The organism is Flavobacterium profundi (assembly GCF_006491645.1).
Classification (GTDB): domain Bacteria; phylum Bacteroidota; class Bacteroidia; order Flavobacteriales; family Flavobacteriaceae; genus Flavobacterium; species Flavobacterium profundi.
Map to the genome: position 1 here is coordinate 1 of NZ_VDCZ01000009.1, position 26,096 is coordinate 26,096.

A 26,096-nucleotide genomic window follows, 5' to 3' on the forward strand; every position below is an offset into this window, starting at 1 on the left:
TTTTTTTATTACTTAACAATTACTGTTCCTTTTATTCGTAAGGGAACTACACCATTTAATTTATTTACAGCATTACTTTCAACGGTTATAGTTTTACTTATAGGGCCAGGATTCATGTTGTATTTTACTATAATCTTATCTGATTTTCCAGGCATAATAGGTTCTGATGGTTTAGTAGGAACAGTACAACCACAACTCGATTTTACATCAGTTATTATTAATGGAGCATTACCAGTATTGGTAAATTCAAATACACGAATACCATCATCTTCTCCTTTAACAACTTCACCATAATTTATCGTTTCTTGTTTAAATTCAATTTTAGGACCATCTTGACCATAGGAAATGAAACTGATTAATAGAAACGATAAAAATCCAAATAATTTTTTCATTATATTTAATATTAATGATTTATGTAAAAATAATTGTTTTCTTGCAAAGAACAAATAAAATACCTTTTTTTATTTTGGCTGATATCGTTACTTTTGCAATCAGTTAATTACAAAAACAATACCAAACTCAAAATTAACTTAGTTAACTTAAATTTTTTAAAGTTTTTATAGTTCTTTTAGAATTTGGTTTAATACTATGACTAAATAGTGTTAGAAATTTTGAATTTATAATAAATATTTTTTAAATAGAATAAATTAAAAACGATATAAAATAGTACAATAATGGCAATTCCAGCACAGTTTAATCCAAAAGAGGTAGAGAAAAAATGGTATGAGTACTGGATGAAAAATAATTATTTTCATTCTACACCAGATCATAGAGAACCATATACCATTGTAATTCCTCCACCAAACGTCACAGGAGTATTACACATGGGACACATGTTGAACAATACTATTCAAGATGTATTAATTCGTCGTGCTCGTTTAAAAGGGTTTAATGCATGTTGGGTTCCAGGTACAGATCACGCCTCTATTGCAACTGAAGCAAAAGTTGTTGCTAAATTAAAATCAGAAGGTATTGATAAATCAGATTTAACTCGAGAAGAATTTTTAAAGCATGCTTACGATTGGACTGATAAATATGGTGGCACCATACTTGAGCAATTGAAACAATTAGGTTGTTCTTGTGATTGGGATAGAACTAAATTTACTATGGATGAAGATATGAGTGCTTCTGTAATAAAATCTTTCGTTGATTTATATAATAAAGATATGATTTATCGCGGATACCGAATGGTAAATTGGGATCCTGAAGCTAAAACTACATTATCAGATGAAGAAGTAATTTATGAAGAAAGGCAAGGTAAATTATATCATTTACGTTACCAAATTGAAGGTAGCAATGAATATGTAACTATAGCAACGACACGTCCTGAAACTATTTTAGGAGATACGGCAATTTGTATTCATCCAGAAGACGAACGCTATTTCCATTTGAAAGGGAAAAAAGCAATTGTTCCTATTTGTAACCGAGTAATACCAATCATTTTCGACGAATATGTAGATATGGAATTTGGTACAGGATGCTTAAAAGTAACTCCTGCGCATGATGTAAATGATAAGACATTAGGTGAAAAACATGGCTTAGAAATTATCGATATTTTTAATGAAGATGCTACTTTAAACTCTTTTGGATTGCATTATGAAGGTAAAGATCGATTTGATGTTCGTGCAGCAATTGAAAAAGAATTAGAAACTATAGGCGCTTTAGTAAAAGTAGAAAATCACGTGAATAATGTAGGAACTTCTGAAAGAACCAAAGCAGTAATTGAACCAAGGTTGTCAGATCAATGGTTTTTAAGAATGGACGAATTGGTAAAACCAGCTATTAAAGCGGTACTAGAGTCTGATGAGATCAAATTGCACCCGTCTCGTTTTAATAACACGTACCGTCATTGGTTAGAAAATATAAGAGATTGGAATATTTCACGTCAATTATGGTGGGGGCAACAAATACCTGCTTATTATTATGGAGATGGGAAAGAAGATTTTGTAGTTGCAGAAAATAGTGATGATGCTTTACTATTGGCACAAAAGAAAACAGGTAATTTTGAATTAACAAAATCAGATTTACAGCAAGATCCAGATGCTTTAGATACTTGGTTCTCTTCCTGGTTATGGCCCATTTCTGTTTTTGGTGGAATGTTGGATCCCGAAAATGAAGAGTTTAAATATTATTATCCTACTAATGATTTAGTTACTGGTCCCGATATTTTATTCTTTTGGGTAGCCCGAATGATTTTTGCAGGATATGAATATACGGGTAAAAAACCATTTTCTAACGTATATTTAACGGGATTGGTTAGAGACAAACAAGGACGTAAAATGTCTAAGTCATTAGGAAACTCTCCTGAACCTTTAGGATTAATAGAAGCTTTTGGAGCTGATGGAGTAAGAGTTGGATTATTGTTAAGTTCTTCTGCAGGTAATGACATTTTATTTGATGAAGAATTATGTAATCAAGGAAAAGGGTTCGCAAATAAAATTTGGAATGCATTTCGATTAATTGATGGATGGGAAGTTGCTGAAGTTGAGCAACCAGAATCTTCAAAAGTAGCCATTGATTGGTATGAAGCCAAGTTGCAAAAAGCATTGGTGGAAATTGAAGACAATTTTGATAAATACCGTATTTCGGATGCACTAATGACCATTTATAAATTGGTTTGGGATGATTTTTGTTCTTGGTTTTTAGAAATGATAAAGCCAGGATATCAACAACCAATTGATACTATAACTTTCAATAAAGCCATTGAAATGTTTGAAACTAATTTGAAATTGCTGCATCCATTTATGCCGTTTTTAACAGAGGAATTATGGCAGCATATTGCTAAGAGATCTCCTGAAGATGCTCTAATAATTGCAAAATGGCCAGAAATTAAAAGTTACAATGAAGAATTACTAACTAGTTTTGAATTTACAGCTGATGTAATCTCTGGTATTAGAACCATTCGTAAAGATAAAAATATACCTTTTAAAGAAACAATAGATTTAAAGGTGCTTAATAATGAAAAAGTAACAAACTATTTTGATACCATCATAATGAAGTTAGGGAATGTGGCTGATTTAAGTTATATTACAGAACAAGTAAATGGAGCTCTATCGTATCGAGTAAAATCTAATGAATACTTCATACCAGTTGGTGGAAATGTTGATTTAGATGCCGAAATAAATAAACTTGAAGAGGAGTTAAAGTATATGCAAGGTTTCTTGAAAAGTGTTCAGGTGAAATTGTCAAATGAAAAATTTGTTGCCAATGCTAAACCTGAAATTGTAGAAAGTGAACGTAAAAAAGAAGCAGACGCTTTAGCTAAAATTAATACTTTGGAACAGAGCTTGATTAACCTAAAATAAATTGTTTTAAAATTATATTTTGAACCTCACTACAAAGTGAGGTTTTTCTTTTTGTCGATGATTTATGCATTTTATCGATATTTGCAATCATAAAACCAAGAGTGTATTTATTTTAATTATATTAGCAATAACTTAACAAATTATTAATATCTTATGAAAAAAATTACTTTATGGCTTTTATTTTTACTAACTTTTTGGAATGTAAATTCCCAAACTTTAGTAATTGGAACCGCTACAACCACTACATCAAGTACTGATAGTGATCCTATTGATGGTTATTATAATGCTTTTAGATATCAAGTTGTATATACAGCCGCTGAATTGAGCGCATCATTAACTCCTAATGATGAAATAACTGCATTAGGATTTTCAATTGCTGGTGATTATGCAGGTGGAGATTTATTGGGATATACCATAAAAATGGGACATACTTCAGCTACAAATTCAGCTACTCATAACGTAAATGCAACGCAAGTTGTTAAAAACGCGTTCAACTATAATCCAACAGTTACAGCAGAAGGAGTATTCGATATGATAAATTTTGATACTAATTTTGTTTGGAACGGAATTGATAATATTGTTATTGAAATTTGTTCAGATGGTCCTAATCCATATGTAAGTCCGTACGGTCAAGTTAGAACCACTACTTCTGTAACAAATGGATCAAGATATTATAGAGTTGATGGAGGAACAGCTTGTGGTGTGAATACAGGTTCAACAAATAATAACAGACCTAATATTCAATTCAATTATATTGATGGAGTTCCACCAAGTTGTATTGCGCCAAATGCTTTAAACGCTTCTGGGATAACTTCTTCAACTGCCAATTTAAATTGGACAGAAAATGGAACAGCTACAGTTTGGAATGTAGAGTATGGAGTATCTGGGTTTACTTTAGGATCTGGTACAACCAATACAGGTGTTTTAAATGGTCATACTGTTACTGGATTGACTCCAAATACGAATTATCAGTTTTATGTTCAATCTGATTGTGGTGGTTCTCAAAGTTCATGGAGTGGGCCGTATGCTTTCCGTACTGGATGTGCTGCTTTTGCTGTACCATTTACGGAGACTTTTAATTCAGATTCAACTACAGAAGCTTGTTGGACAGTTTTAAATGTAAATGCTGATGCTGATACATGGGATTTGAATTATACTTCGAATCCATTTGAAGGAAATCAATCTGCCATGATATATACAGATTATAACGCTGGGGCAAATAATGATTGGTTAATTTCTCCTGCGATTACATTAACAGGAAATCAAAGATTAAAGTATCATCATAGGGTTCAATCTGATGGTGAGCCAAATGACTATGAATTGTTATTATCAACTACTGATAATAATCCTGCTAGTTTTACAACGGTTTTAGTTCCAAATACAAGTTATAGTAATATTGCTTACGAAGAAGTGAAATTAGATTTATCTGCATATACCGGTAATGTTTATATAGCATGGCATGTTCCTAATGGTGGTTTAGATGGTTGGAGATTGTATGTTGATAATGTAATTGTAGAAGATATTCCTCCTTGTGTGGAACCTGAGATGTTAGTAGCGTCTAATATTACTTCTAATTCTGTCGATGTATCATGGAATGACCCTTCAGGAGTTCAATTTGATTATGAGTATGTTTTACAACCTCAAGGAGCTGGTCAACCAACGGGTTCAGGTGTCTCTGTGGGAGATGTAATGTTCTCAGAAAGTTCATTAACACCAGATACTGCTTACGAAGTTTGGGTTCGTGCGTATTGCTCTCCAACAGAGCAAAGTATTTGGATAGGGCCATTAAATTTTAGAACATTATGTGTAAGTACTACTGATTTTGTACAAGACTTTGAAGCAACAACTGGAAGTACATTTCCATCTTGTTGGGCTAAAGTTGGTACAGCAGGAAGTGCTTACCCTCAGGGAAGTACAGGTATTTCAGGAAGTAGAAACTTATATATGTATGGTAGTGCAACTGCTAAAGCGGTAGTGTCAATGAGACCTGTGAGTAATGCTGATGCGGGTACACATAGAATGAATATGAAAGTAAGAGGTAATTTCACGGCAGGAGAAACAATAGAGTTAGGTTATTTAACTACTCCTGGTGATGCAACTTCTTTTGTGTCTATTTCTTCAATAGTTACAAATAGTACATCAGTTCCTCAAGATTTTATTACAGTACCAAGTGGTATGCCTTCAGGAGATGTTACTTTCGCTTTAAGAGTAGGTAGTGCATTAGCTTATAGTGTACTTATTGATGACATAAGATGGGAAGTTCTTCCTACTACGCCTCCAGCATGTGCAACAAACGTTGCTGCAACGATAGATGCTACTTGTGGTAACTATGCAACCGTATTAAATTGGGATGCTGTTACTGGAGCTGATGGTTATAAAATTACTTTGGGAACCACAACAGGTGGAAACGATATTTTAGATAATGTTGATTTAGGGTCAACTTTAACATATAACTATCAAGGTGATGTTAATACTGCATATTATTTTACAATAACTCCTTACAATGTAGTTGGTGATGCTACTGGTTGTTCTGAAGTAAGTTTTACAACTGTAGCTACTGGATGTTACTGTGTTTCTAACCCTACAAGTAATGATAATTCTGGAATTACTAATGTACAATTAGGAACTACAAACTTCGTTACTCCAGATGTAACGTATTATGATCATACTGCTACTAGTGTAGATATGGCTCAAGGTATTAGTAATAATGTGCAGATAACTTTTGCTACAGGATATACATATAATACTTATATCATGATTGATTTTAATGATGATTTTGATTTCAATGATGCAGGTGAAGTAGTATTTACTGGAGAATCATTATCAGCTAATCCTACAACTTATAACGCTTCATTTGTAATGCCTGGTGCTGCACCTCTTGGTACACATAGAATGAGAATAGTAACAGCTGATGATTTAACTTCAGTTGATCCATGTTATAGTGATACATATGGTGTTACGTTAGATTTTACAATTAATATTGTTGCTGCTAGTTGTACACCTCCAACTTTTGGTGCCGTTACAGTAGTTGAAGATTGTAATGCATCAGAGTATGTTGTTAATGTAGATGTAACTGGTTTAGGTAGTGGTTCACCATCTTTAACTGATGGAGTTGCAACTTGGCCTGTGACTGCTACTGGAGTAGTTCAAGCTGGTCCTTATGCATTCGGTTCATCAGTTACATTAACTTTATTACACGGATCGGATAACGTTTGTGATGTAAGTGTTGGAACATATAACTTCATTGCTTGTCCTCCAGCAAATGATGATTGTGTTAATGCTGAAGTTTTAACACCTGGTGGAGTATTTGCTGATAACGCTGTTGTAGGAACTAACGTTGCTGCTACAGCTTCAAGTGGAGAGACTGCTCCTGGTTGCGCATTTTATCAAGGAGGTGATGTATGGTACCAAGTAACGGTTCCTGCATCTGGAAGTTTAACTTTTGAAAATAATACACAAACTGGTGGAATTACAGATTCAGCAGCTGCAGTTTATAGTGGAACATGTGGTGCATTGGTATTATTGGGTTGTAATGACTCTGCGAGTTCAGCTGGTGATGACCATCCTCTGATTACTGTAACTGGTAGAACGCCTGGAGAAACATTATATTATAGAGTATGGGAATATGGAAATGATAACTTTGGTGAATTCCTAGTGTCAGTATATGACGCAAGTTTAAGCGCTACTGCATTTGATTTGACTAATTTTATGGCTTATCCTAATCCAGTTAAAGATGTTCTTAATTTAGAATATACATCAAATATGACATCTGTTGTCGTTTACAACATGATTGGTCAACAAGTGATTAATCAACAAGTAAATGCTACAGCTGCTAAAATTAATATGACAGAACTAAATAGCGGTACTTATGTGGTTCAAGTAGTAATTGACGGAACAACACAAGTATTAAAAGTAGTTAAAGAATAAAAATATTTTCTATTTATTTTAAAGCTCCGATTTTTTCGGAGCTTTTTTTGTTTGATATGTTTACGGTGCAAATGATGCTATTTCAATTTATAAAAAGATGTATCTTTGTGAAAACTAAAAATTTATGTTAAGTACCCAATCTGATACAACTTTAGAACTTTATTTTAATAAATTTAGAAAGAATATAATTGGTGTGGACCAAGTCTTTTCATTTCCCTATGGAGATAAAAAAATTATTTATACGGATTGGACAGCAAGTGGAAGATTATATAGACCTATTGAAGAGAAAATAATGAACCATTTTGGGCCATTTGTGGCAAATACACACACAGAAACTACCATTTCAGGAACTGCAATGACACTTGCTTATCATAAAGCGAGACATATTATAAAACATCATGTAAATGCAAATACAAATGATATTTTGATTACTGATGGAACAGGTATGACAGGTGTTGTAAATAAATTGCAACGTATTTTAGGATTAAGAATTCCAGAAAACTTAAAAGAATATACACGTTTTCCAGAAGCATTAAAGCCAATTGTTTTTATTTCTCATATGGAACACCATTCTAACCAAACTTCATGGTTAGAAACCATTGCTGATGTTGTAGTTGTTCCTGCTAATGAAGAAGGGTTGTTTTGTTTGGAGAATTTCAAAGCATTACTTGAACAATATAAAGATAGAAGCTTTAAAATTGCATCTATAACTTCTTGTTCTAATGTTACTGGTATAAAAACACCTTATCATGAAGTAGCGAAATTAATGCATCGAAACAACGGAGTGTGTTTTGTTGATTTTGCCTGTTCTGGTCCTTATGTAGCAATTGATATGCATCCTGAAAATGATAAAGAAGCTTATCTAGATGCTATTTTCTTTTCGCCTCATAAATTTTTAGGAGGTCCAGGAACATGTGGGGTAATGGTGTTTAATAAAAATTTATATAAAAATAATGTTCCTGATTGTCCAGGTGGTGGAACGGTTAGATGGACTAACCCTTGGGGAGATCATCAGTATATTGAGAATATTGAAGATAGGGAAGACGGAGGTACTCCAGGATTTCTTCAAGTTATTAAGGCTGCACTAGCCATTCAATTAAAAGAAGAAATGGGAATTCAAAATATTTTAGATCGGGAACATGAGTTAACAGATATTATATTTAATTCCTTAGAAGATGTTCCAAATATTAATATTCTTGCTCCACAACATAAAGATAGGTTAGGGGTTATTTCTTTTTATATAACAGACTTACATTATAACTTGGGTGTTAAAATTTTAAATGATAGATTCGGTATACAAACTAGAGGAGGATGTAGTTGTGCAGGTACTTATGGTCATTATTTATTGCATGTGGATCAGGAAACATCTAATTCTATAGTTTGCCAAATTTCTGCGGGTGATTTAGAAAAAAAACCAGGTTGGATTAGAATGTCAATACATCCTACAACGACTAATGAAGAAATTGAATATGTGTGTAATAGTATAAAGGAATTAGCAGCAAATCATTTGAATTGGAAAAAAGAATATAACTATAATTCTCATACTAATGAATTTACGCACGTGAATGATAGTAAAAGTGAAGAAAAAATGATTGAGACTTGGTTTAAAATATAAAAGCCGACCTGGAGCGATCAGCTTTTACGGTGAATGTGTAACCACATTGCTGTGCATTCGGGAACAAATGTAGTAAAAAATTTTAAAGTTTTAGTATTTATTTTATAATTTAAATTATAGAGAAAATAGAATAAAAATGAATTTTAATATTACTTTCTTAATATATTTAAAAAACTCATTTTAATTCTTATTTTTGCGGAGTTTTCAAAATGAAAAATATTATGGTAAAAGATTTATTTGAAAGAATTCAAAATAATAAAGGACCTTTAGGAAAATGGGCTTCACAAGCGGAAGGATATTATGTTTTTCCAAAATTAGAAGGTGAGTTAGGTCCTAGAATGAAATTTCATGGAAAAGAGATTTTAAATTGGAGTATAAATGATTATTTAGGTCTAGCCAATCATCCTGAAGTAAGAAAAGCGGATGCGGATGCTGCTGCGCAATATGGAGCTGCTTATCCAATGGGTGCTAGAATGATGAGTGGTCATACTGATATCCATGAACAATTAGAGAGAGAATTAGCTGCATTTGTTAATAAAGAAGCGGCTTATTTGTTGAATTTTGGTTACCAAGGAATTATGTCAGCAATTGACGCTTTGGTTACTAAAAACGATATTATTGTATACGATGTAGATGCTCATGCTTGTATCATTGATGGTGTACGTTTGCATATGGGAAAAAGATTTACCTATAAGCACAATGACTTGGAGAGCATGGAGAAAAACTTACAACGTGCTACTAAAATGGCTACTGAAACGGGTGGTGGAATTTTATTTATCACTGAAGGAGTTTTTGGAATGCGTGGTCAGCAAGGTAAGTTAAAAGAAATTGTAGCCATGAAAGAAAAATACAATTTCAGATTATTAGTCGACGATGCGCATGGTTTTGGTACTTTAGGTAAAACAGGTGCTGGAGCAGGTGAAGAACAAGAATGTCAAGATGGAATTGATGTTTATTTTTCAACTTTTGCGAAATCTATGGCTAGTATTGGTGCCTTTTTAGCAGGTGATAAAGACATTATCGATTATTTAAAATACAATCTTCGTTCGCAAATGTTTGCAAAATCATTACCAATGATTCAAACAGTAGGAGCTTTAAAAAGATTGCAACTTTTAAGAGATAATCCTAGTTTAAAAGACAAACTATGGGAAAACGTAAATGCTTTACAAAATGGCTTAAAAGAAAAAGGATTTAACATAGGTGATACGAATACTTGTGTTACTCCAGTGTATCTAGAAGGATCAATTCCTGAAGCGATGGTAATGGTTAATGATTTGAGAGAAAATTACAATATTTTCCTTTCAATTGTAGTGTATCCGGTTATACCAAAGGGAATTATCTTATTACGTATGATTCCAACTGCTTCACATACTATGAGAGATATTGAAGAAACTTTAACTGCTTTTGAAGCCATTCGTGAGAAATTGAATAATGGTACATATAAAAAAGTAGCTGAAGCAAATGTAGTTGATATGGAAAAATAAACAATTATATAATTTTAATTATAAAAAAGAGCTCTTATAAGAGCTCTTTTTTATAATAACCTTACTTATTTTAATATTTATTTATTCTTTTTAGATTCTTCCAATACGGTTATGCTTTCTTCTGTCATAATTTCAGTTGGACTAACTACGTTTCCAATAAAACTTGCAGTATGATAACCATCTTTATCGTTATAAACTACTTCAATTGAAAAAATTCCAAGGGTAGTAGGTTCAATAATAACTGTTTTTTCATTATTGTTGCCAATAATTTTTAAGCTTCCTAAGCTCTTTTTGTTCTTAGTATTGGTTAAATTGTTATTTACATCCCATTGATAAGAATCAAAATCCTGTAAACTGTTTATAGAAAAGGTTGTGCTTTGACCTAAAATAACTGTAAAATAACCTGAAATAGCTCCGTTGTTTGATTGAGAGAAACCCGTAGCGCAAAATCCAATTGCAATTGCTAATGTAAGAATAAGTTTTTTCATTTTTTTGGGGTTTTAGTGTTCCTTTTGGTCTTGAACATTTTGCGACCTCATACTTTTTAAAGTGCTAGTATAAATCCACAATACTTTGAATAAATCTTTAATTTGTTTTTATAAATATAGGAATATAATTTTAAATAATTATGTTTTTTTGTTAAAAAACAAAGATTAAGTGTGTGTTTTTATCGGTAAAAAGCTTAAAAGTCTAATAAAACAAGGGTTTTTGTAATAATATTGTAAAAAAAAAAGACCTCTCAGTAGGAAGAGGTCATTCTAACAAGAAAATTTATTTATAGTTGTTTATTAGTTTATAGTGTTTGTTTGTTGTTTGTCTTACTTATTTGTTTTTTTGTCCTTAACGTAAGTTACCTGAGTTTTTTCAGATAGGATTTCTGTAGGGCTAACAACATTACCCATAAATGATGCAGTGTGATATCCTTTTTCATCCATATAAGATAATTGAAGGGAAAAAGCACCAACAGCAGTTGGTTCTATTACGATACTTTTATTAGTATCAGTACCAACAATCTTTAAGGTACCAATGGTTTGATTGTCAGTTGAAGTATAATGATTGTTTACGTCCCAATCATAGCAATTGTCACATTGCGCATCAGGAGTAGCTGTAAAAGTGGTAGGTTGACCTAAAATTACAGTAAAGTAACCCGTAATTGTTCCGTCGTTGCATTGTGAGTAACCTCCTAGGCTATATAATAAGGCAACTAGTAATGTAAATGTAAAGTTTTTCATTTTTGGGCTATTTTTTGTTCCATATGGTCTTGAACGTTAATGCGACCTCATGTTATTTAATGTGTAAACATGTTTGCACAATGTGTAGGTAAATAATTGGTAACTAATGTTTTAAAAACTTAAGTAAAAGTAAATGATGTTTTTCAATTTTATTTACAACTATTTTGCCGAAAATGTTAAACTTTATGTATAAAAGTGATATTACCGACAAAAGGCTTGTTTGTTCATTAAAAATGTTAACAAAATCTTAATTAAGCGAAGTTTGAATGTTAAAAAAATATACTAAGGGTTTCTAAAAAACTTAAAATGTTTAGATGTTTTATGGAACTCAAATGAGTTTGTTATCTTTGTACTAATATTATTTTATGGAAAAAATATATTTAGATAATGCAGCTACAACTCCTTTAAGAAAAGAGGTTATAGCAGAAATAACATCAGTTTTATCAGAGCATTTTGGTAATCCTTCTTCATCACATAGTTTTGGTAGATCTGCAAAAAATAGCATGGAATCTTCCAGAAAAAAGATTGCGAAGCTACTTGGAGCTTCTGCGTCTGAAATTATTTTTACTTCAAGTGCTACTGAAGGAATAAATTGGATATTAAGAAATGCTATTAAGGATTTAGGGGTAAAAAGGATTATTACTTCTCCTTTAGAACATCATGCTACTTTACATACTGTTGAAGTTTTAGTAAAAGAATATGATGTAACCATTGAATATCTGCCAGTACAAAAAGAGGGTAGTTTGTTGTTTTCTGATTTGGAATCGCTTTTAAAAGATGAGATTGTTACTTTAGTGGCTTTAATGCATGTGAACAATGAAACGGGTGAAATGATTGATATTGAACGTATGGGTCAATTGTGTAAAGAAAACAAAGCTTATTTTCTATGTGACGCGGTACAGTCAATAGGAAAATATCCTTTTGATTTGAATGCCTTGAATCTTGACTTTCTAGTAGGAACTGCTCATAAATTTCATGGCCCAAAAGGAATCGGTTTTACCTACATGAAAAAAAATGCAATATTACAACCCATGATTTATGGTGGCGAACAAGAAAAAGGATTTCGTGCCGGTACAGAAGCCGTTCATCAAATTGCAGGAATGGCAAAAGCTTTAGAAATTTCATATGCTAAGTTAGAAGAAGAAAAAGAATACGTTTCAGATTTAAAAGAGTATTGTGAAGTACAACTCAAAGAAGCTTTTCCTGAGTGTGCCATCATTGGAAAACATACTTTTTATAATATTATCAACGTTGTATTGCCTTTTGATAAAAGTAAAACAGCAATGCTTTTGTTTTCTTTAGATATGAAAGGTATAGCTGTTTCAAGAGGAAGTGCTTGTCAAAGTGGAAGTAGTAAGCCTTCTCATGTTTTAGCTGCTTTTCTATCACCTGAGGAACAACAAAAGCCTAATATTAGAATTTCAATGAGTCATTTCAATACAAAAGAAGAAATTGATTATTTGATTAGTGTTTTAAAAACGATTTAAAAATAGTATTCATAAATAAAAAAGGAGATTCAATTGAATCTCCTTTTTTATTAGTATAAATTTGGATATTTAGAAGGATTGGTTTCGTTCATAATTCCATATATTTTTTCATAAATATCTTCTGCACTTGGTTTGGAGAAATAATCTCCATCGGTTCCATAAGCAGGACGGTGCGGTTGAGCTGTTAAAGTTTGAGGTTCACTATCTAAGTGGAAAAATCCTTTTTGTTTTTCTAAAACTTCTTGTAAAATATAAGCACTTGCGCCTCCAGGTACATCTTCATCTACGATTAATAAACGATTTGTCTTTTCTAAACTTTTCACAATATCCTGATTGATATCGAAAGGTAACAACGTTTGAATGTCGATAATTTCAACATCAATACCTGTTTCTAAAAGTTCTTTAGCAGCTTGTTCTACTAATCGTAAGGTAGAGCCATAAGAAACAACGGTTATGTCTGAGCCTTCTTTAATCGTTTCCACAACTCCAATTGGTGTTTTGAATTCTCCTATGTTTGTAGGTTTCTTTTCTTTTAAACGATAACCATTTAAACATTCAATTAATAATGCTGGTTCGTCAGTTTCTAATAATGTATTGTAAAAGCCAGCTGCTTTAGTCATGTTTCTTGGAACTAACACGTGTATACCTCTAATAGCATTCAAAATCATTCCCATAGGAGAGCCTGCATGCCAAATACCTTCTAATCGATGTCCGCGAGTTCTAATGATTAATGGTGCTTTTTGTTTTCCGTGTGTTCTATATTGTAAAGTGGCTAAATCATCACTCATGATTTGAATGGCATACAATAAATAGTCCAAATATTGAATTTCAGCAATAGGTCTTAAACCTCTCATGGCTAAACCAATACCTTGTCCTAAAATTGTAGCTTCTCTAATTCCAGCATCAGCAACACGCAAGTCCCCGTATTTTTCTTGCATGCCTTCTAAGCCTTGATTTACATCACCAATGTTACCACTATCTTCACCAAAAATTACGGTTTCAGGATACTTTTCAAAAATTGCATCAAAGTTATCCCTTAATATTAAACGCGCATCTACTTCTTCATTATTGTCATCGTAAGTTGGTAAAACCTCATTTACGGAAAACACATTTTTATCAGATTGTGAATATAAGTGTGAACTAAATTTAGGTTGAATTTTTTCTATATACGATGTAATCCAACTCGCTAAAGTATTCCTTGTAGCTTCATTAATAATTAAGCGAAGTACTTTTCTAGCGGTAGTTAAAATGTCTTTACGAATTGGCTCTTTAATAGAGGCTAAATCATTCGCATATTTTTCAATGAAAACTTTATTGGTGCTTTCTTTTGCAATAGATTGAAGTAAAGTAACTAATTCATTTAATTCATTTTTTATAGGATTATTATAAGCTGCCCAAGCTGCTTTTTTTCCTTCCAAAACTTGTTTTTTAGCTAACGAATTAATTTCTTCAATTTCTTCTTCAGTAGCAATATTGTTGCTAATCATCCAAAGTTTCATTTGTTCGATACAATCAAACTCCTTTTCCCATTCTAAGCGGTCTTTGCTTTTATATCTTTCATGACTTCCTGAGGTAGAATGTCCTTGAGGTTGTGTTAATTCATTTACGTGGATTAAAACTGGTACATGCTCTTCTCGTGCTATTTTACCTGCTTTTTCATAAACATCAATCAATGATGGGTAATCCCAACCTTTTACGCGAAGTATTTCGTAGCCTTTATTTTCATCATCTCTTTGAAAACCTTTTAAGATTTCAGAGATGTTTTCTTTTGTTGTTTGATGTCTTGCGTGAACAGAAATTCCATATTCATCATCCCAAACACTCATTACCATTGGAACTTGTAAAACTCCAGCAGCATTTATAGTTTCAAAAAATAGCCCTTCAGAAGTGGAAGCATTTCCAATAGTTCCCCAAGCAACTTCATTTCCTTGTATTGAAAATTGGGTGTGATTTTTTAATTCAGCAACATTTCTAAATAGCTTTGAAGCCTGAGCTAAACCTAATAAACGAGGCATTTGTCCAGCAGTAGGAGAAATATCTGCGCTTGAGTTTTTTTGTTCGGTTAGATTTTTCCAGTTGCCTTTTTCATCTAAACTATGCGTAGCAAAATGACCACCCATTTGTCTTCCAGCACTCATTGGGTCAAAATCAATATCAGTATGACCATACAGACCAGCAAAAAACTGTTCAATAGTCAATTGGTTAATTGCCATCATAAAGGTTTGGTCACGATAATAACCCGATCTAAAATCTCCATTTTTGAAAGCTTTAGCCATAGCTAATTGTGGTACTTCTTTACCATCACCAAAAATACCAAACTTTGCTTTCCCTGTTAATACTTCTCGTCTTCCTAATAAACTACATTCTCTACTGATAATAGCAGTCTTATAGTCTTTTAGGACTTCTGTTTTAAAATCTTGAAAAGATAAAGTTTCTTTTGTGACAGAATTACTCATAGTATTAATTTTGATATTGCCACAAATATAGTTAAACGCGGTCAAAAAAGCAATAGGAGAAGCTTCTAAATATTAATAATTATTATAAATTTATTCTATTTAATATAAATACTGTATTTATTGTCGTTTTTATTCATTGTTTATTGATAATTATTCAATAAATCAACAAATAATTGTTTAAAACCATTTTCTGGTAAATAAAGAAACTAATGTTCTAGGGCTAATTGTAATTATAAATCGAATTTTTTCAGGATAATTTTTATCATTCAATTCAAAACCATTTGAAGATTGCACAGGTAAAAATAATTCAAAATAATCGGGAACTAGATTCAAATGAATTCCAGAATCATATAAGAATTGTGCAGACATACCATTGTTTTTAACCAATCCAATGTCTCCATAGACTTGTACCCAATTCCAGATATTTAAAGAAGCATTGATGGTTGTCATCCAATCATTAGCGTAGCGCGTATCTAATTTCGATTTAAAACCTCCTTCAGAATAAATAAATTGTTGGCTGAATAAACCTACCGATTCACTTCTGCCTAAAAGATTGGTTTGAAAGGTAAGATCTACTGGCTTTTCCAGTCCAAATCGGTGAGAAGTATTGTTAGGATTGGAATAAATAAATTTTCCTGCAAATAAGCGTAAACTGAGTTGACGATTATTTTCAAATAATTTTCTGTAATTGATTTCGGTGCTAATGTTACCAAAATTATTAGAAATTTGGACTTGGTTCGAAATATTGAATGTTTTCGTTATTTCGGATTGTGAATTCGTATAGGAAGCACTAAATACTGAAAAATTGGATTGAGAAGGGTTTTGAACAACTGTCGATGAAACTTCTTTATTAATGAAAAATTGTTTCACTTGTATGTATTCCATTTTATTACTTCTCAAATCTTTGTCTCTAAAAACAAACTGAACAGAAGGAATGATTCGCGTGTATTTAGCGTCAGGAGCATAATGAAGTTGGTTCCCACTTAATCCATAAATAATACGATATAATTTACTGTCATCTCTTACATAATCGTCAACCGATGTAGCAAAATGTCCTATGATGGAATTGGTATTTGTAGAATAAAACGGTGCTACTGTAAAGTTATAGGGTTTGTTCAATAAAGATCGATTATTAAAGCGAACCCCTAACGATAAACCATCATAAAGATTGAAATCAAATTCGGGCATGTAAAAAATTTGATTGTAATTGGGTTCTTCTAAATCTTTGTAAAAATTGAATTTTATAGGTCTGTGATTGAAGAAAAAACCTTTTAAAGATTTCCAATTATTTCTTAAATTGTATTCTGGAACTTCATTCTTATAATTCAATACTACTTTGGTAATATCCTTTTTAGGAAAAGTAATAATCGTATCCGTTTTAATGTTTTTCAACCATTTTTTAGAAATAATACTATCTTCTTTTAACTGATATAATGCAATAGGAACATTTGTCTTCGTTTTGTTTTTTATTTTTAAGGTTACCTGATCCGACTCTTTTTTTAAATGTGTAATCTTAAAATCAATGATAGCTCTACTATCTATTAAAGTTTGGAAAAACCAATTGATGTCTTTTGAAGTATTTTTTTTCAAAATCATTTCAAAATCAGTATCATTGGTTTGAAAATCCTGATTCATCACCATGAATTCTTGAATTGAATTTTCTACAATGTCGTTTTCTAAATAAGCATCTAAGTATTGCAAACTTAAGCCAGCTTTGTATTTATTAGCAATCTGTTCATTAAATTTAATCAATCTGTTTTTGGGAAAACTTAATGGTTGGTCTAAGTTTTTTCTAGCCATTAATAAATACAAATAGTTGTACTGCTGATTAAAATCAAGATTGATAAAATGATAGGATTTTAACAATTTGAGTTTGGCTAAATTTCCAGTCATTTTCATCTCTGGATGAAACTCGTTAATGTATCGCATCATCACAAATACCTGAATTCCATCAATAATCCATTGCTCTTTTCTCTGGTTGATTTGAAGATTATTCTTTAGGAAATTATTGGTGTACGTTTTTAAAAATTGCAATTCGAATATAAAATCATCTGAAAAAGGTCTTAAAAAGGAAGGCAATTGATTTAAGCCATAAAAAGGTTGTTTGGCGTAATCTTCTTTTGAAACAATTATTTTTTGGATACTAGAATTACCAATATTTTCTGATACAAAATGGGTTATTCTATCTACAATTATAGCTTTTTGAAAAGGTTCAATTTTACTTTCTAAATTGGTACTCACCTCTACAATTTCATTCTTGTAGTTAATAAACTCGTCTTTTGGAGTAAGACATAATGTAAAGTCTGTTCTCTTGGAACCTAGAAGTGTGTAGACATCAAAATCTGATTGTGAACTAGTACTTTCCAAATTTAAATCAGAAACTACATTCCATTTTTTTGGAGCTTCAATAGTTATTGCATAATCCGTTGGAGCATTGGCAATATCATCTAAATTTTCATTACTATATTGAACGAATAGTTTGTTTTCAAATCGAGCAGGAGCTAAGAACCAATTTTTTAAATATAATTTTCCGTCATCACCAAACCCATATTTAGTAAATCGTTCATTCGGAATTTTAACGGTATAGGATAAATTTATTGTTGTACTGGCATTAGGAATTAGTGGATTTTCTAACGTTACAACAATTAAATCCAAATGATTTTTAGGTCTTTCCCAATCGATATTCTTAAAAGTAGCATCGGAAATATTGTGAATGGTAGTAGCTCCTCTGTCTTCCTCTTTAGCCAAATGAAAGGCTCTTACATACTCGTCAGAGAAACGCTTGGCTAAATTAGAACTTTTAGAAGAAAAGGCATGGTTCCAATCGTTTAAAACAATAGTGGTTAGGGTTTCGTTACTGGTGTTCACATATTGCAATTGCTGTTGGACCAAAAGTGTTTTTTCCTCTGGATTTACCCGAACAGTAATGGTAGTATTATGTTGAGAAAAACTGAGATATGTAACGAACAATAAAAGTAAACCTTTAATTTTCAAAGCATTTTTATAATAAGATTACAATTTTAGTGAAAAGTTGCGTCATTTTGTAGGTTTTACCCTTAAAATCTCCTTAGATTTTTATGAAACCAGTTTAATGTTAATAAAATCAATGCCTTATCATTAGGGAAGTTAATCTTAATGCCTACATTTGTAAAAAAAAAGAAAATATGATGCTCCGAAAATTACATCTATTATTAGCTCTTTTTTGTATTTCATTGTGTTCTTCACAAATTGTTATCAATGAAATTGATGCTGATAACCCTGGTTCTGATCAATTAGAATTTGTTGAACTAAAATCAAGTTCACCAAACTTTTCTTTAGACGGTTATGTTATAGTTTTTTTTAATGAAACCAATTCTTCCAGTTATTTTACTATTGATTTAGATGGTTATACTACCGATATTAATGGAATAGCTCATTTTGGAAATAGTGCTGTCAATCCTGCTCCAATGGGTATTTTTTATAATGGAGCGATTCAAAATGGTCCAGATGTGGTAGCACTTTATCAAGGTGATGCAACCGATTTTCCTTTTGATGCTGCTACTTCAACAGGAACTTTAGCAACAACAACAAATCTAATAGATGCGTTAGCTTACACCAATTCAACGAGTCAACCCGTTAACTTGATGTCTATTCTAGGAATCACATTATGCACAAGAGAATCTACATCTACTTCTGTACAACGAAAAAACGATGGTACTTATGAGGCAAAACCTCCTACACCAGGTGTGAATAATGATGGTTCTGGTGTTGTAATAAATTATGTTACGATTTCAACTCCAGCTACGTCTTATAATGAAGGGGAAAGTTTTGTGATTACTTTCTCAACAGATACGCCTGTTCAGGACCAACAATTAGTATTTAATTACACATTAGTGAATGGAAACTTTATGGTGAACGATTATGGTTCGGTTAATTTAACAGTTTCCATCCCAATTGGTGAAACTACAGCACAACGTACCGTTCCCATTTTTGATGACACAACTGATGAAGGAGATGAAGAAATGTTAATTAAAGTGCAATCACTACCTTTTGGGTATGCTTCTGCAAATAATAACGTTATTGTAAGGGTTTATGATAATGATTATGTAGTTCAAACTTATGGAACACCATTAAATCCAACTTTTGGATTAGTTTCTCCTACAACTCCTGCAGGTTACTATGATAGTTTAGAGGGACTTTCGGGAAATACTTTAAAACAAGCACTTCAAGACATTATTGCAGATCCTAATGTGGTACATGCTCATAATTATGGCGATATCGAATTTATATTAAAAGAATCGGATAAAAATCCTTTGAATTCGAATCAGGTTTGGCAAATGTATGTGGAAACTCCTAAAGCAATTATAGACTATCAAACTGGATCTAGTAATATTGGAGTTTGGAATAGAGAACATATTTTTCCGCAATCTCGAGGTGGTTTTTCAAACGGAACGTCTTCTACTGCAGATGGAATTAATGTTTGGTTGCCAACGAATGCAGATGATATTGTAGCTGGTCACGGAGACGCACATCATATAAGAGCAGAAGACGGTGCGGAAAATTCAACCAGAAGTAATCGAGATTATGGAGTAGATTATAACGGACCTTCAGGAAGTCAAGGAAGTTGGCATGGAGATGTGGCTAGAGCTTTATTTTATATGGCAGTTCGTTATAACGGATTAAATTTAGTGAATGGGAATCCAGCAGATAATATCGTTGGACAAATGGGAGATTTAGCTACTTTATTAACTTGGAATACACAAGATCCGGCTGATGATTTTGAAATGAACCGAAATAATTACATCTACACTTGGCAATTGAATAGAAATCCGTTTATCGATTATCCTCAGTTAGCTGATTATATATTTGGTTCTAATTTTGGGCAACCATGGTCATTTGCTTTATCCAATGAAAATTTTCAAAATAATCAGGTTAAAGTGTACCCTAATCCTACAACTGATTATTTGATTTTTTCTGGTGTAAAAGGTCAAGCAAGAGTAGAAATAGCCAATTTATCGGGTCAAGTTGTTGTTAAACATCAATTTTACAAAGAATCGCGTTTGGAAATTGATTTACCATCAGGGATATACTTGGTTACAGTTTCGGATCAAGATTCTCAAATACATAAGAAAATTGTAGTACAATAACACTACTGTTATTTTAAATATAATGAAAAGCGGCTTTTTGTCGCTTTTTTTGTTACAAAACTTTTGCTGTGTCGTCTAGCTTTTATAATAACAATAAAACCAGATAATTATGAAAAATTTGTTTTGTACGTTAGTCTTCTTGTGTAGCTTTAATTTATTTTTTGGTCAATCCTTTAAAAAATTTGAAAACAATAAAGAGGTATCTTCTTTTGTAATCAATAAGGATTTATTTTCGGACATAGAAATAAACACTAGTGGAAAGGATCAACAAGAAAAGAAAATTATCGATTTTTTAAAGAAAATTGAATTTGTAAAAGTTTTTTCCACTTCCAATAATGCACTTAGAAGTGATATGAAGGCAGTTGCTAAAAAATATAAGAAGAATAAGAGTTTGGAACAATTAATGAAATACTCAGCTAATGGTAAAGAAGCTAGTTTTTTAATGAAAACCAACAAAAGAGACGAATTAGAAGAATTAATGATTTTTGTGGAAGGATCTGGTAAAAATGATAGTGTTCTAATTCTCTTTTCATTAAGTTAAATAGCGTAGTAAAGAGTTAGTTTTAAGAACCTGTTTCAAAAATAGAAACAGGTTTTTTCTTTAAATAGGAAATCTTACTTTTTAAATTTAGTAATCCTTTATGTAATGCAAATGCCGTTTTGTTCTTAAAAAATGTGTAATTTAGTGTGCTTATAAACAATAAGCATGATACGCATAAAAAAAATAGCTATTTTTTTAATTGGTGGTATTCTGTTCTTAGGAATACTCAATTTCGGTCTTAATTTGTGGATTGAATTTAAATTACCTCAACTACTCGCAGATAAAAATAAATCCGATTACAATATTGCGTATAAAGATATTGATATTTCACTTTGGAATACAACAATAAGAGTAGTTGATGTTTCAATTGCTCCTAAAACGGAAATTGAAAATACGAATAAAAAAATTGGAATATATGCCAAAGTACCTCAAATAAAAGTAGCTCATTTTAGTATCTTGAGTATTTTGTTTGGAGATAAAATTAAAGCAAATCAACTCGTTATTGTTGCACCAGAAATTACACTGCATAAAAACAACGATGAAGTACTTTCTCATTCTAAAAGCATTCAGTCTAAAATAATCGAACCTTTTGAAAAAATTATTGTGGTGAATGCCATTTATTTAAGCGAAGGGAACGTACAAATTGTAAAAGCTGAAAACGACAAACTTTTAGCTTCACTAAAGCAACTTAATTTAAAAATCGAAGGATTACTATTAAATGAAAAGACTTTACAAAAAGAAATTCCTTTCACTTACGAAAATTATAGTATCAATTGTACCCATCTTTTGTATCAGGTTAACGAATTTTACACCTTGAAAGCTTCAAAATTTAATACTACGAATACCAGTTTACAAATTGATGATCTTCAGTTAAAACCAACCTATTCTAGAAAAGTTTTTGTTCAAAAAATACCTAAAGAACGAGATTTGTATACTATAAATACAAAGCAAATTTCCTTGAAAGAAATGCATTGGGGTTTCCAAGAGGATGTTTTCTTTTGTAAAATTCCAGAATTGGTTTTAAATCAACTAGACGCTACTATTTACCGAGGCAAAATGCCAGAAGACGATTTAAGTAAGAAGAAATTATATAACAACTTATTGCGTAATCTTCCTTTTGATTTACAGGTTGATACTATAAAAATGGTACAATCCAAAATTGTTTATGAAGAAGAAAAAACCTTTGAAGAAGGTCCAGGAAAATTAATTTTTGATGCTTTTAACCTAAAAGCAACTTCTATTCAAAGTGGTTTTCATAAAAAGAAAGTACCCGATACAGAAATAAGCATTCAATCTCGATTTATGGAAGAATCTATGTTAGACGTAGATTGGTCTTTTAATGTGTTGGATAGTACAGATGGTTTTAAGATTAAAGGAAAATTAAATCATTTTAATGCTGAAAAATTAATCTATTTTACAAAGCCTTATCTCAATGTTGTAGTGAAAGGTGATTTAGAGAAAGTGTATTTTAATTTCAAAGGAAATGATGTAATGAACCAAGGAGGTTTTGCCTTAAAATACGATGACTTAAAAGTTGAAATCTATCAAAATAATAAACGCTACAAAAAGAATGGACTTTTAACTGCAATAGGAAATTTATTTGTAAAAGATGATTCTGGCGAAGAGTTAAAAGCCGTTTCTGTTAAAGTAGAACGAGTTCCTGAAAAATCCTTCTACAATTTGTTATGGATTAGTGTGGCCGATGGTTTGAAGCAAGTTTTGTTATAATACAACTGAGTGAGAATAAGAAAGCCTGCTTTAATTAATTAAAGCAGGCTTTCTCAATTTAGAATGAAGTATTAATTTTTTTCTTCATTGTTTAATTTATCATCCCAATCGGGTTGTTCACCAATAAATTTTTGAGTATCCACATCATAGTTTTCGTCATTCGTTAAAATATCATCATGATTTCTATATTGATGTTTTCTAGTATCACTACGATGATCGGTTCCCTTTTTGTTTACGCTTTGCGAATTTTGATTTTGTGCTTTCATGTTCTATGTTTTTTAGTTTACTCAAAATTAATTTTTCTAAAGAGAAAAGGAGTTATAAAATTTGCGTCAATAGTTATAAAATTAGAAGTAAAAGAGCATAACAATTAAAAATAAATTCGACAGAAAGTTGTGTTTGTCTTAAAATTTAATTAAGACTTTTAATGTAGTATCAAAATACTTGAATTAGGTCGCTATTTTTTTTAAATTTAAACTACAGTTTAAATCTTTACAAATGAGAAAAATTCTATTGATAGTGGTATTTTTATGCTCACAATGGGGAAATACACAAGTACAAAGTACTTTTGCAGAGTCTACGGGTGATGCTTTATTATATGCACTTCCAATTTCTACTATAGCAACCACTATATTTATAAAAGATTACAAAGGATTGAAACAATTTTCAAAAGGGTTTCTAGTAAATGCGGTCACTACGGAAGCTTTAAAATTAATCATTAAAAAAGAACGTCCCAATCATGCGAATTTTAAATCTTTTCCTTCCGGACATACTTCGATAACTTTTCAAAGTGCCGCTTTTATTCAAAAAAGATACGGTTGGGAATACGGTATTCCAGTCTATGCCTTAGCCGCTTTTACAGGCTATTCGAGAATAGAATCTAAAAATCATTATTTTATTGATGTATTAGCAGGAGCTGCTATTGGTATTTCGAGTTCGTATTTATTTACTACTAAATATGAAAGAAATATAGATGTAAGTTTAGCAATTGACAGTTATGGATCTTCAATTATCTTTGTCTATCAGTTTTAAGGAATAAAAGCTATACAATAAAAAACCCTGTAAAATCAATTGTTTACAGGGTTTTTTGTGGAGTCGGAGAGAATCGAACTATGTTTAAAAATCCTTATATTTACAAGGGGTTTATAAGTTAGTTTATAAATGGTCACCGAATTAGTCCCTTTACGTTTGACGTAAAATGTATCGAAATCGTATAGTCAAATTTACTAAAATTCTTGCTATTAAACAACAAAAAGAGGTTCAAAAAATAAACTAGTAATCAGACTATATGCGGTTCGACATGTTCTACTTTTAAACCGGTATACTCACAGAATTCTATAATGCTAATAAGGCTGTTTTTAGGCTTATTAAAGTCTTTTCTCAGATTGCATAACAATCTAATGCTTTGTCGGTAACTCTTTCCTGTAATGCGCTGTATATCTTTTGGATATATGCATATTCTTTTTACTTCCATTTTCATACTCTATCTATACTTTTGACTAGGCTTTGCCATACATCATTTATATAGCTAAAAATACTATTTTTTTTAATTGGTTTCTAGTGGTTATAGGTTTGTTTATTAATTATTTCTTAGGACTTCTAATGACATTTATTCCATTAGGTGACATCTAGTATAGGTGCTTAATTTTTGCTTCGAATTTTACCTCAATTTTGCTTTATAATCAATCGGGGGTGTTGCAACATGGATTATGATTGAGGGATTTATTCACGTATTTATTAATTAAAATTTTTGATGTTATGGCTAGACAAAAGGGCATAATTAAATTAAAAGGTACTATTGGGGATATTACTTTTTACAAAACTCAAGATGGGCACTTGGCTCGTGAGAAGGGAGGTATTGATGCTAGTAGAATTGCTAGTGATCCTGCGTTTCAAAGAACGCGTGAGAATGGCTCGGAATTTGGTAGGGCAGGTAAGGCAGGTAAGCTTTTGAGAACTGCTTTTAGACCATTGTTATTGAATTCTGCTGATGGTAGAATGGTTAGTCGATTGACGCAAGCAATGGTTAAAGTTATTCAAGCCGATATTACTAGTGACAGAGGATTGCGTAATGTTATTGATGGGGAAACAGAGTTACTATTTGGATTTGAGTTCAATATTAGAGGGAAATTAGGAACTACTTTGTTTGCTCCTTTTGTTGCTTCTATTGACAGAGTTGCTGGTGAAATTAAGGTTGACATTCCTTCATTTATTCCTGCAAATATGATTGCTGGTCCAAGTGGTACCACACATTTTAAAATCATTTCTGGAGGTGCTGAGGTGGATTTTGAAGCTGAAACTTATGTTGTGGCTACTTCTGAGACCGCAATTCTACCATGGGACGGCATTGCAACTGCCTTAATTACGCATACGAATGCAGTAACTGCTAATTCAACAAAGCCTTTGTTTTTAGCTCTTGGTGTTGAGTTTTATCAACAAATTAATGGTCAGATGTACCCGCTTAAAAATGGAGCTTATAATCCATTATCAGTTGCTAAAGTAGATAGTGGTGTATAATGGTTTTGTTTTTAACTAGAACTTATTTCCCTGAAGGAACAAACGGAAAAATTCAATGTGAGGGTAAAGTGATTTGTAATACAATTGAGCTGCCTTGGAAGAAAAATGAAAAGCGAGTTTCTTGTATTCCGGAGGGGAAATATTTTATTAGAAAGCGATATAGTCAGAAATTTAAGTGGCATTTAGAGGTTGTTGATGTAAAAAATAGAAGTTTTATATTGTTCCATCCTGCTAATAATGCTTTGAAAGAATTGAATGGTTGTATTGCTCCTGTGACGAAGCTTTCTGGTCCTGGATTAGGTCTTATGTCGAGAAAAGCATTTGAGAAACTTAAAACGTTTGTTTATGAAGCTTTAGATAGAAAAGAAAGTGTAGAATTGATTGTTAAATAGATTCCCATTTTCATGGGAATGAAAAAATATAAATTATGAAAAAAATATTGAATAGAGCTACAGCTCCTACTCCAAACTTTTTTAAAGTGCTTCGAAATGTTGGTTTAGCTTTGGCTGCTGTTGGTGGAACGATTTTGGCTGCTCCTGTGGCTTTGCCTGCTATTGTTGTAACCATAGGTGGTTATGTTGCTGTAGCTGGAGGAGTTTTGACAGCTGCAAGTCAGTTGACTACAACAAATGACAGCGAATAACCATACTCTGATGGGCACTGCTGGAGGCACGTTTT

Annotated in this window: 18 protein-coding genes; 12 read left to right on the forward strand and 6 right to left on the reverse strand. The window is 31.9% G+C overall.

Going from position 1 to position 26,096, the window contains the following annotated elements:
- Nucleotides 1-8: 8 nt before the first annotated feature.
- Entirely contained in the window at nt 9-392 is a 384-nt protein-coding gene (locus FHG05_RS11865) for a DUF1573 domain-containing protein (RefSeq protein ID WP_140998248.1), read from the reverse strand.
- A gap of 282 nt (nt 393-674) precedes the next feature.
- Here FHG05_RS11865 and FHG05_RS11870 point away from each other — a divergent pair, with 282 nt between their 5' ends.
- From FHG05_RS11870 to FHG05_RS11885, 4 genes are all read left to right on the forward strand, one after another.
- Nucleotides 675-3,305 (forward strand): valine--tRNA ligase, encoded by a 2,631-nt coding sequence (locus tag FHG05_RS11870; RefSeq protein WP_140998249.1) that lies wholly within the window; start codon nt 675-677, stop codon nt 3,303-3,305.
- A gap of 153 nt (nt 3,306-3,458) precedes the next feature.
- A complete protein-coding gene (locus tag FHG05_RS11875; RefSeq protein WP_140998250.1) occupies nt 3,459-7,232 on the forward strand; it encodes a T9SS-dependent choice-of-anchor J family protein in 3,774 nt (1,257 codons plus the stop codon).
- A 124-nt stretch (nt 7,233-7,356) separates the two neighbouring features.
- Complete coding sequence (locus FHG05_RS11880; protein WP_140998251.1) at nt 7,357-8,847, forward strand: aminotransferase class V-fold PLP-dependent enzyme; 1,491 nt, start codon at nt 7,357-7,359, stop codon at nt 8,845-8,847.
- A gap of 221 nt (nt 8,848-9,068) precedes the next feature.
- Nucleotides 9,069-10,331, forward strand: a complete 1,263-nt coding sequence (locus FHG05_RS11885) for an aminotransferase class I/II-fold pyridoxal phosphate-dependent enzyme (RefSeq protein ID WP_140998403.1) — start codon at nt 9,069-9,071, stop codon at nt 10,329-10,331.
- Nucleotides 10,332-10,408: 77 nt separating this feature from the next.
- On the opposite strand, the gene FHG05_RS11890 is transcribed toward FHG05_RS11885, so the two are convergent.
- Nucleotides 10,409-10,819 (reverse strand): hypothetical protein, encoded by a 411-nt coding sequence (locus tag FHG05_RS11890; RefSeq protein WP_140998252.1) that lies wholly within the window; start codon nt 10,817-10,819, stop codon nt 10,409-10,411.
- Between the two features lie 330 nt (nt 10,820-11,149).
- Nucleotides 11,150-11,563 (reverse strand): hypothetical protein, encoded by a 414-nt coding sequence (locus tag FHG05_RS11895; RefSeq protein ID WP_140998253.1) that lies wholly within the window; start codon nt 11,561-11,563, stop codon nt 11,150-11,152.
- Nucleotides 11,564-11,928: 365 nt separating this feature from the next.
- On the opposite strand from FHG05_RS11895, the gene FHG05_RS11900 reads away from it, so the two are divergent.
- On the forward strand, nt 11,929-13,050 hold the full coding sequence (locus FHG05_RS11900; protein WP_140998254.1) for a cysteine desulfurase family protein: 1,122 nt from the start codon (nt 11,929-11,931) through the stop codon (nt 13,048-13,050).
- A gap of 50 nt (nt 13,051-13,100) precedes the next feature.
- On the opposite strand, the gene FHG05_RS11905 is transcribed toward FHG05_RS11900, so the two are convergent.
- The gene (locus FHG05_RS11905; RefSeq protein ID WP_140998255.1) at nt 13,101-15,506 is read right to left on the reverse strand and encodes an alpha-ketoacid dehydrogenase subunit alpha/beta; all 2,406 of its coding nucleotides are present in this window, start codon (nt 15,504-15,506) and stop codon (nt 13,101-13,103) included.
- A gap of 177 nt (nt 15,507-15,683) precedes the next feature.
- On the reverse strand, nt 15,684-18,500 hold the full coding sequence (locus FHG05_RS11910) for an aminopeptidase (protein ID WP_232338086.1): 2,817 nt from the start codon (nt 18,498-18,500) through the stop codon (nt 15,684-15,686).
- 170 nt (nt 18,501-18,670) lie between these two features.
- On the opposite strand from FHG05_RS11910, the gene FHG05_RS11915 reads away from it, so the two are divergent.
- The 3 genes from FHG05_RS11915 (at nt 18,671) to FHG05_RS11925 (ending at nt 22,901) form a co-directional block, all read left to right on the forward strand.
- Nucleotides 18,671-20,632: an endonuclease gene (locus FHG05_RS11915; protein ID WP_232338087.1), complete on the forward strand. Its 1,962-nt coding sequence runs from the start codon at nt 18,671-18,673 to the stop codon at nt 20,630-20,632.
- Nucleotides 20,633-20,741: 109 nt separating this feature from the next.
- Nucleotides 20,742-21,173 carry a DUF4252 domain-containing protein gene (locus FHG05_RS11920; protein ID WP_140998256.1) on the forward strand — a complete coding sequence of 144 codons (432 nt, stop codon included), beginning with the start codon at nt 20,742-20,744 and terminating at the stop codon, nt 21,171-21,173.
- Between the two features lie 165 nt (nt 21,174-21,338).
- Nucleotides 21,339-22,901, forward strand: coding sequence for an AsmA family protein (locus FHG05_RS11925; protein WP_140998257.1), 1,563 nt, complete (start codon nt 21,339-21,341; stop codon nt 22,899-22,901).
- A 71-nt stretch (nt 22,902-22,972) separates the two neighbouring features.
- Here FHG05_RS11925 and FHG05_RS11930 read toward each other — a convergent pair whose 3' ends face one another.
- Nucleotides 22,973-23,167: a hypothetical protein gene (locus FHG05_RS11930; RefSeq protein WP_140998258.1), complete on the reverse strand. Its 195-nt coding sequence runs from the start codon at nt 23,165-23,167 to the stop codon at nt 22,973-22,975.
- Between the two features lie 232 nt (nt 23,168-23,399).
- On the opposite strand from FHG05_RS11930, the gene FHG05_RS11935 reads away from it, so the two are divergent.
- The 4 genes from FHG05_RS11935 to FHG05_RS11955 all read left to right on the forward strand — a co-directional run bounded on the left by FHG05_RS11935 (nt 23,400) and on the right by FHG05_RS11955 (nt 26,061).
- Nucleotides 23,400-23,933 (forward strand): phosphatase PAP2 family protein, encoded by a 534-nt coding sequence (locus tag FHG05_RS11935; protein WP_140998259.1) that lies wholly within the window; start codon nt 23,400-23,402, stop codon nt 23,931-23,933.
- A 726-nt stretch (nt 23,934-24,659) separates the two neighbouring features.
- Nucleotides 24,660-25,418, forward strand: coding sequence for a hypothetical protein (locus FHG05_RS11945; RefSeq protein WP_140998261.1), 759 nt, complete (start codon nt 24,660-24,662; stop codon nt 25,416-25,418).
- On the forward strand, nt 25,418-25,810 hold the full coding sequence (locus FHG05_RS11950; protein WP_140998262.1) for a DUF5675 family protein: 393 nt from the start codon (nt 25,418-25,420) through the stop codon (nt 25,808-25,810). Before FHG05_RS11945 ends, FHG05_RS11950 begins: the two co-directional genes overlap by 1 nt.
- A 35-nt stretch (nt 25,811-25,845) precedes the next feature.
- A complete protein-coding gene (locus tag FHG05_RS11955) occupies nt 25,846-26,061 on the forward strand; it encodes a hypothetical protein (RefSeq protein ID WP_140998263.1) in 216 nt (71 codons plus the stop codon).
- Nucleotides 26,062-26,096: the final 35 nt, after the last annotated feature.

Excerpts from the sequence above, each read along its gene's own strand:
- FHG05_RS11945 (WP_140998261.1), top strand. The coding sequence starts at position 24,660 with ATGGCTAGACAAAAGGGCATAATTAAATTAAAAGGTACTATTGGGGAT.
- FHG05_RS11935 (WP_140998259.1), top strand. The coding sequence starts at position 23,400 with ATGAGAAAAATTCTATTGATAGTGGTATTTTTATGCTCACAATGGGGA.
- FHG05_RS11955 (WP_140998263.1), top strand. The coding sequence starts at position 25,846 with ATGAAAAAAATATTGAATAGAGCTACAGCTCCTACTCCAAACTTTTTT.
- FHG05_RS11930 (WP_140998258.1), bottom strand. The coding sequence starts at position 23,167 with ATGAAAGCACAAAATCAAAATTCGCAAAGCGTAAACAAAAAGGGAACC.
- FHG05_RS11895 (WP_140998253.1), bottom strand. The coding sequence starts at position 11,563 with ATGAAAAACTTTACATTTACATTACTAGTTGCCTTATTATATAGCCTA.
- FHG05_RS11870 (WP_140998249.1), top strand. The coding sequence starts at position 675 with ATGGCAATTCCAGCACAGTTTAATCCAAAAGAGGTAGAGAAAAAATGG.
- FHG05_RS11865 (WP_140998248.1), bottom strand. The coding sequence starts at position 392 with ATGAAAAAATTATTTGGATTTTTATCGTTTCTATTAATCAGTTTCATT.
- FHG05_RS11925 (WP_140998257.1), top strand. The coding sequence starts at position 21,339 with ATGATACGCATAAAAAAAATAGCTATTTTTTTAATTGGTGGTATTCTG.
- FHG05_RS11915 (WP_232338087.1), top strand. The coding sequence starts at position 18,671 with ATGATGCTCCGAAAATTACATCTATTATTAGCTCTTTTTTGTATTTCA.
- FHG05_RS11890 (WP_140998252.1), bottom strand. The coding sequence starts at position 10,819 with ATGAAAAAACTTATTCTTACATTAGCAATTGCAATTGGATTTTGCGCT.
- FHG05_RS11920 (WP_140998256.1), top strand. The coding sequence starts at position 20,742 with ATGAAAAATTTGTTTTGTACGTTAGTCTTCTTGTGTAGCTTTAATTTA.
- FHG05_RS11885 (WP_140998403.1), top strand. The coding sequence starts at position 9,069 with ATGGTAAAAGATTTATTTGAAAGAATTCAAAATAATAAAGGACCTTTA.
- FHG05_RS11900 (WP_140998254.1), top strand. The coding sequence starts at position 11,929 with ATGGAAAAAATATATTTAGATAATGCAGCTACAACTCCTTTAAGAAAA.
- FHG05_RS11880 (WP_140998251.1), top strand. The coding sequence starts at position 7,357 with ATGTTAAGTACCCAATCTGATACAACTTTAGAACTTTATTTTAATAAA.
- FHG05_RS11950 (WP_140998262.1), top strand. The coding sequence starts at position 25,418 with ATGGTTTTGTTTTTAACTAGAACTTATTTCCCTGAAGGAACAAACGGA.
- FHG05_RS11875 (WP_140998250.1), top strand. The coding sequence starts at position 3,459 with ATGAAAAAAATTACTTTATGGCTTTTATTTTTACTAACTTTTTGGAAT.
- FHG05_RS11905 (WP_140998255.1), bottom strand. The coding sequence starts at position 15,506 with ATGAGTAATTCTGTCACAAAAGAAACTTTATCTTTTCAAGATTTTAAA.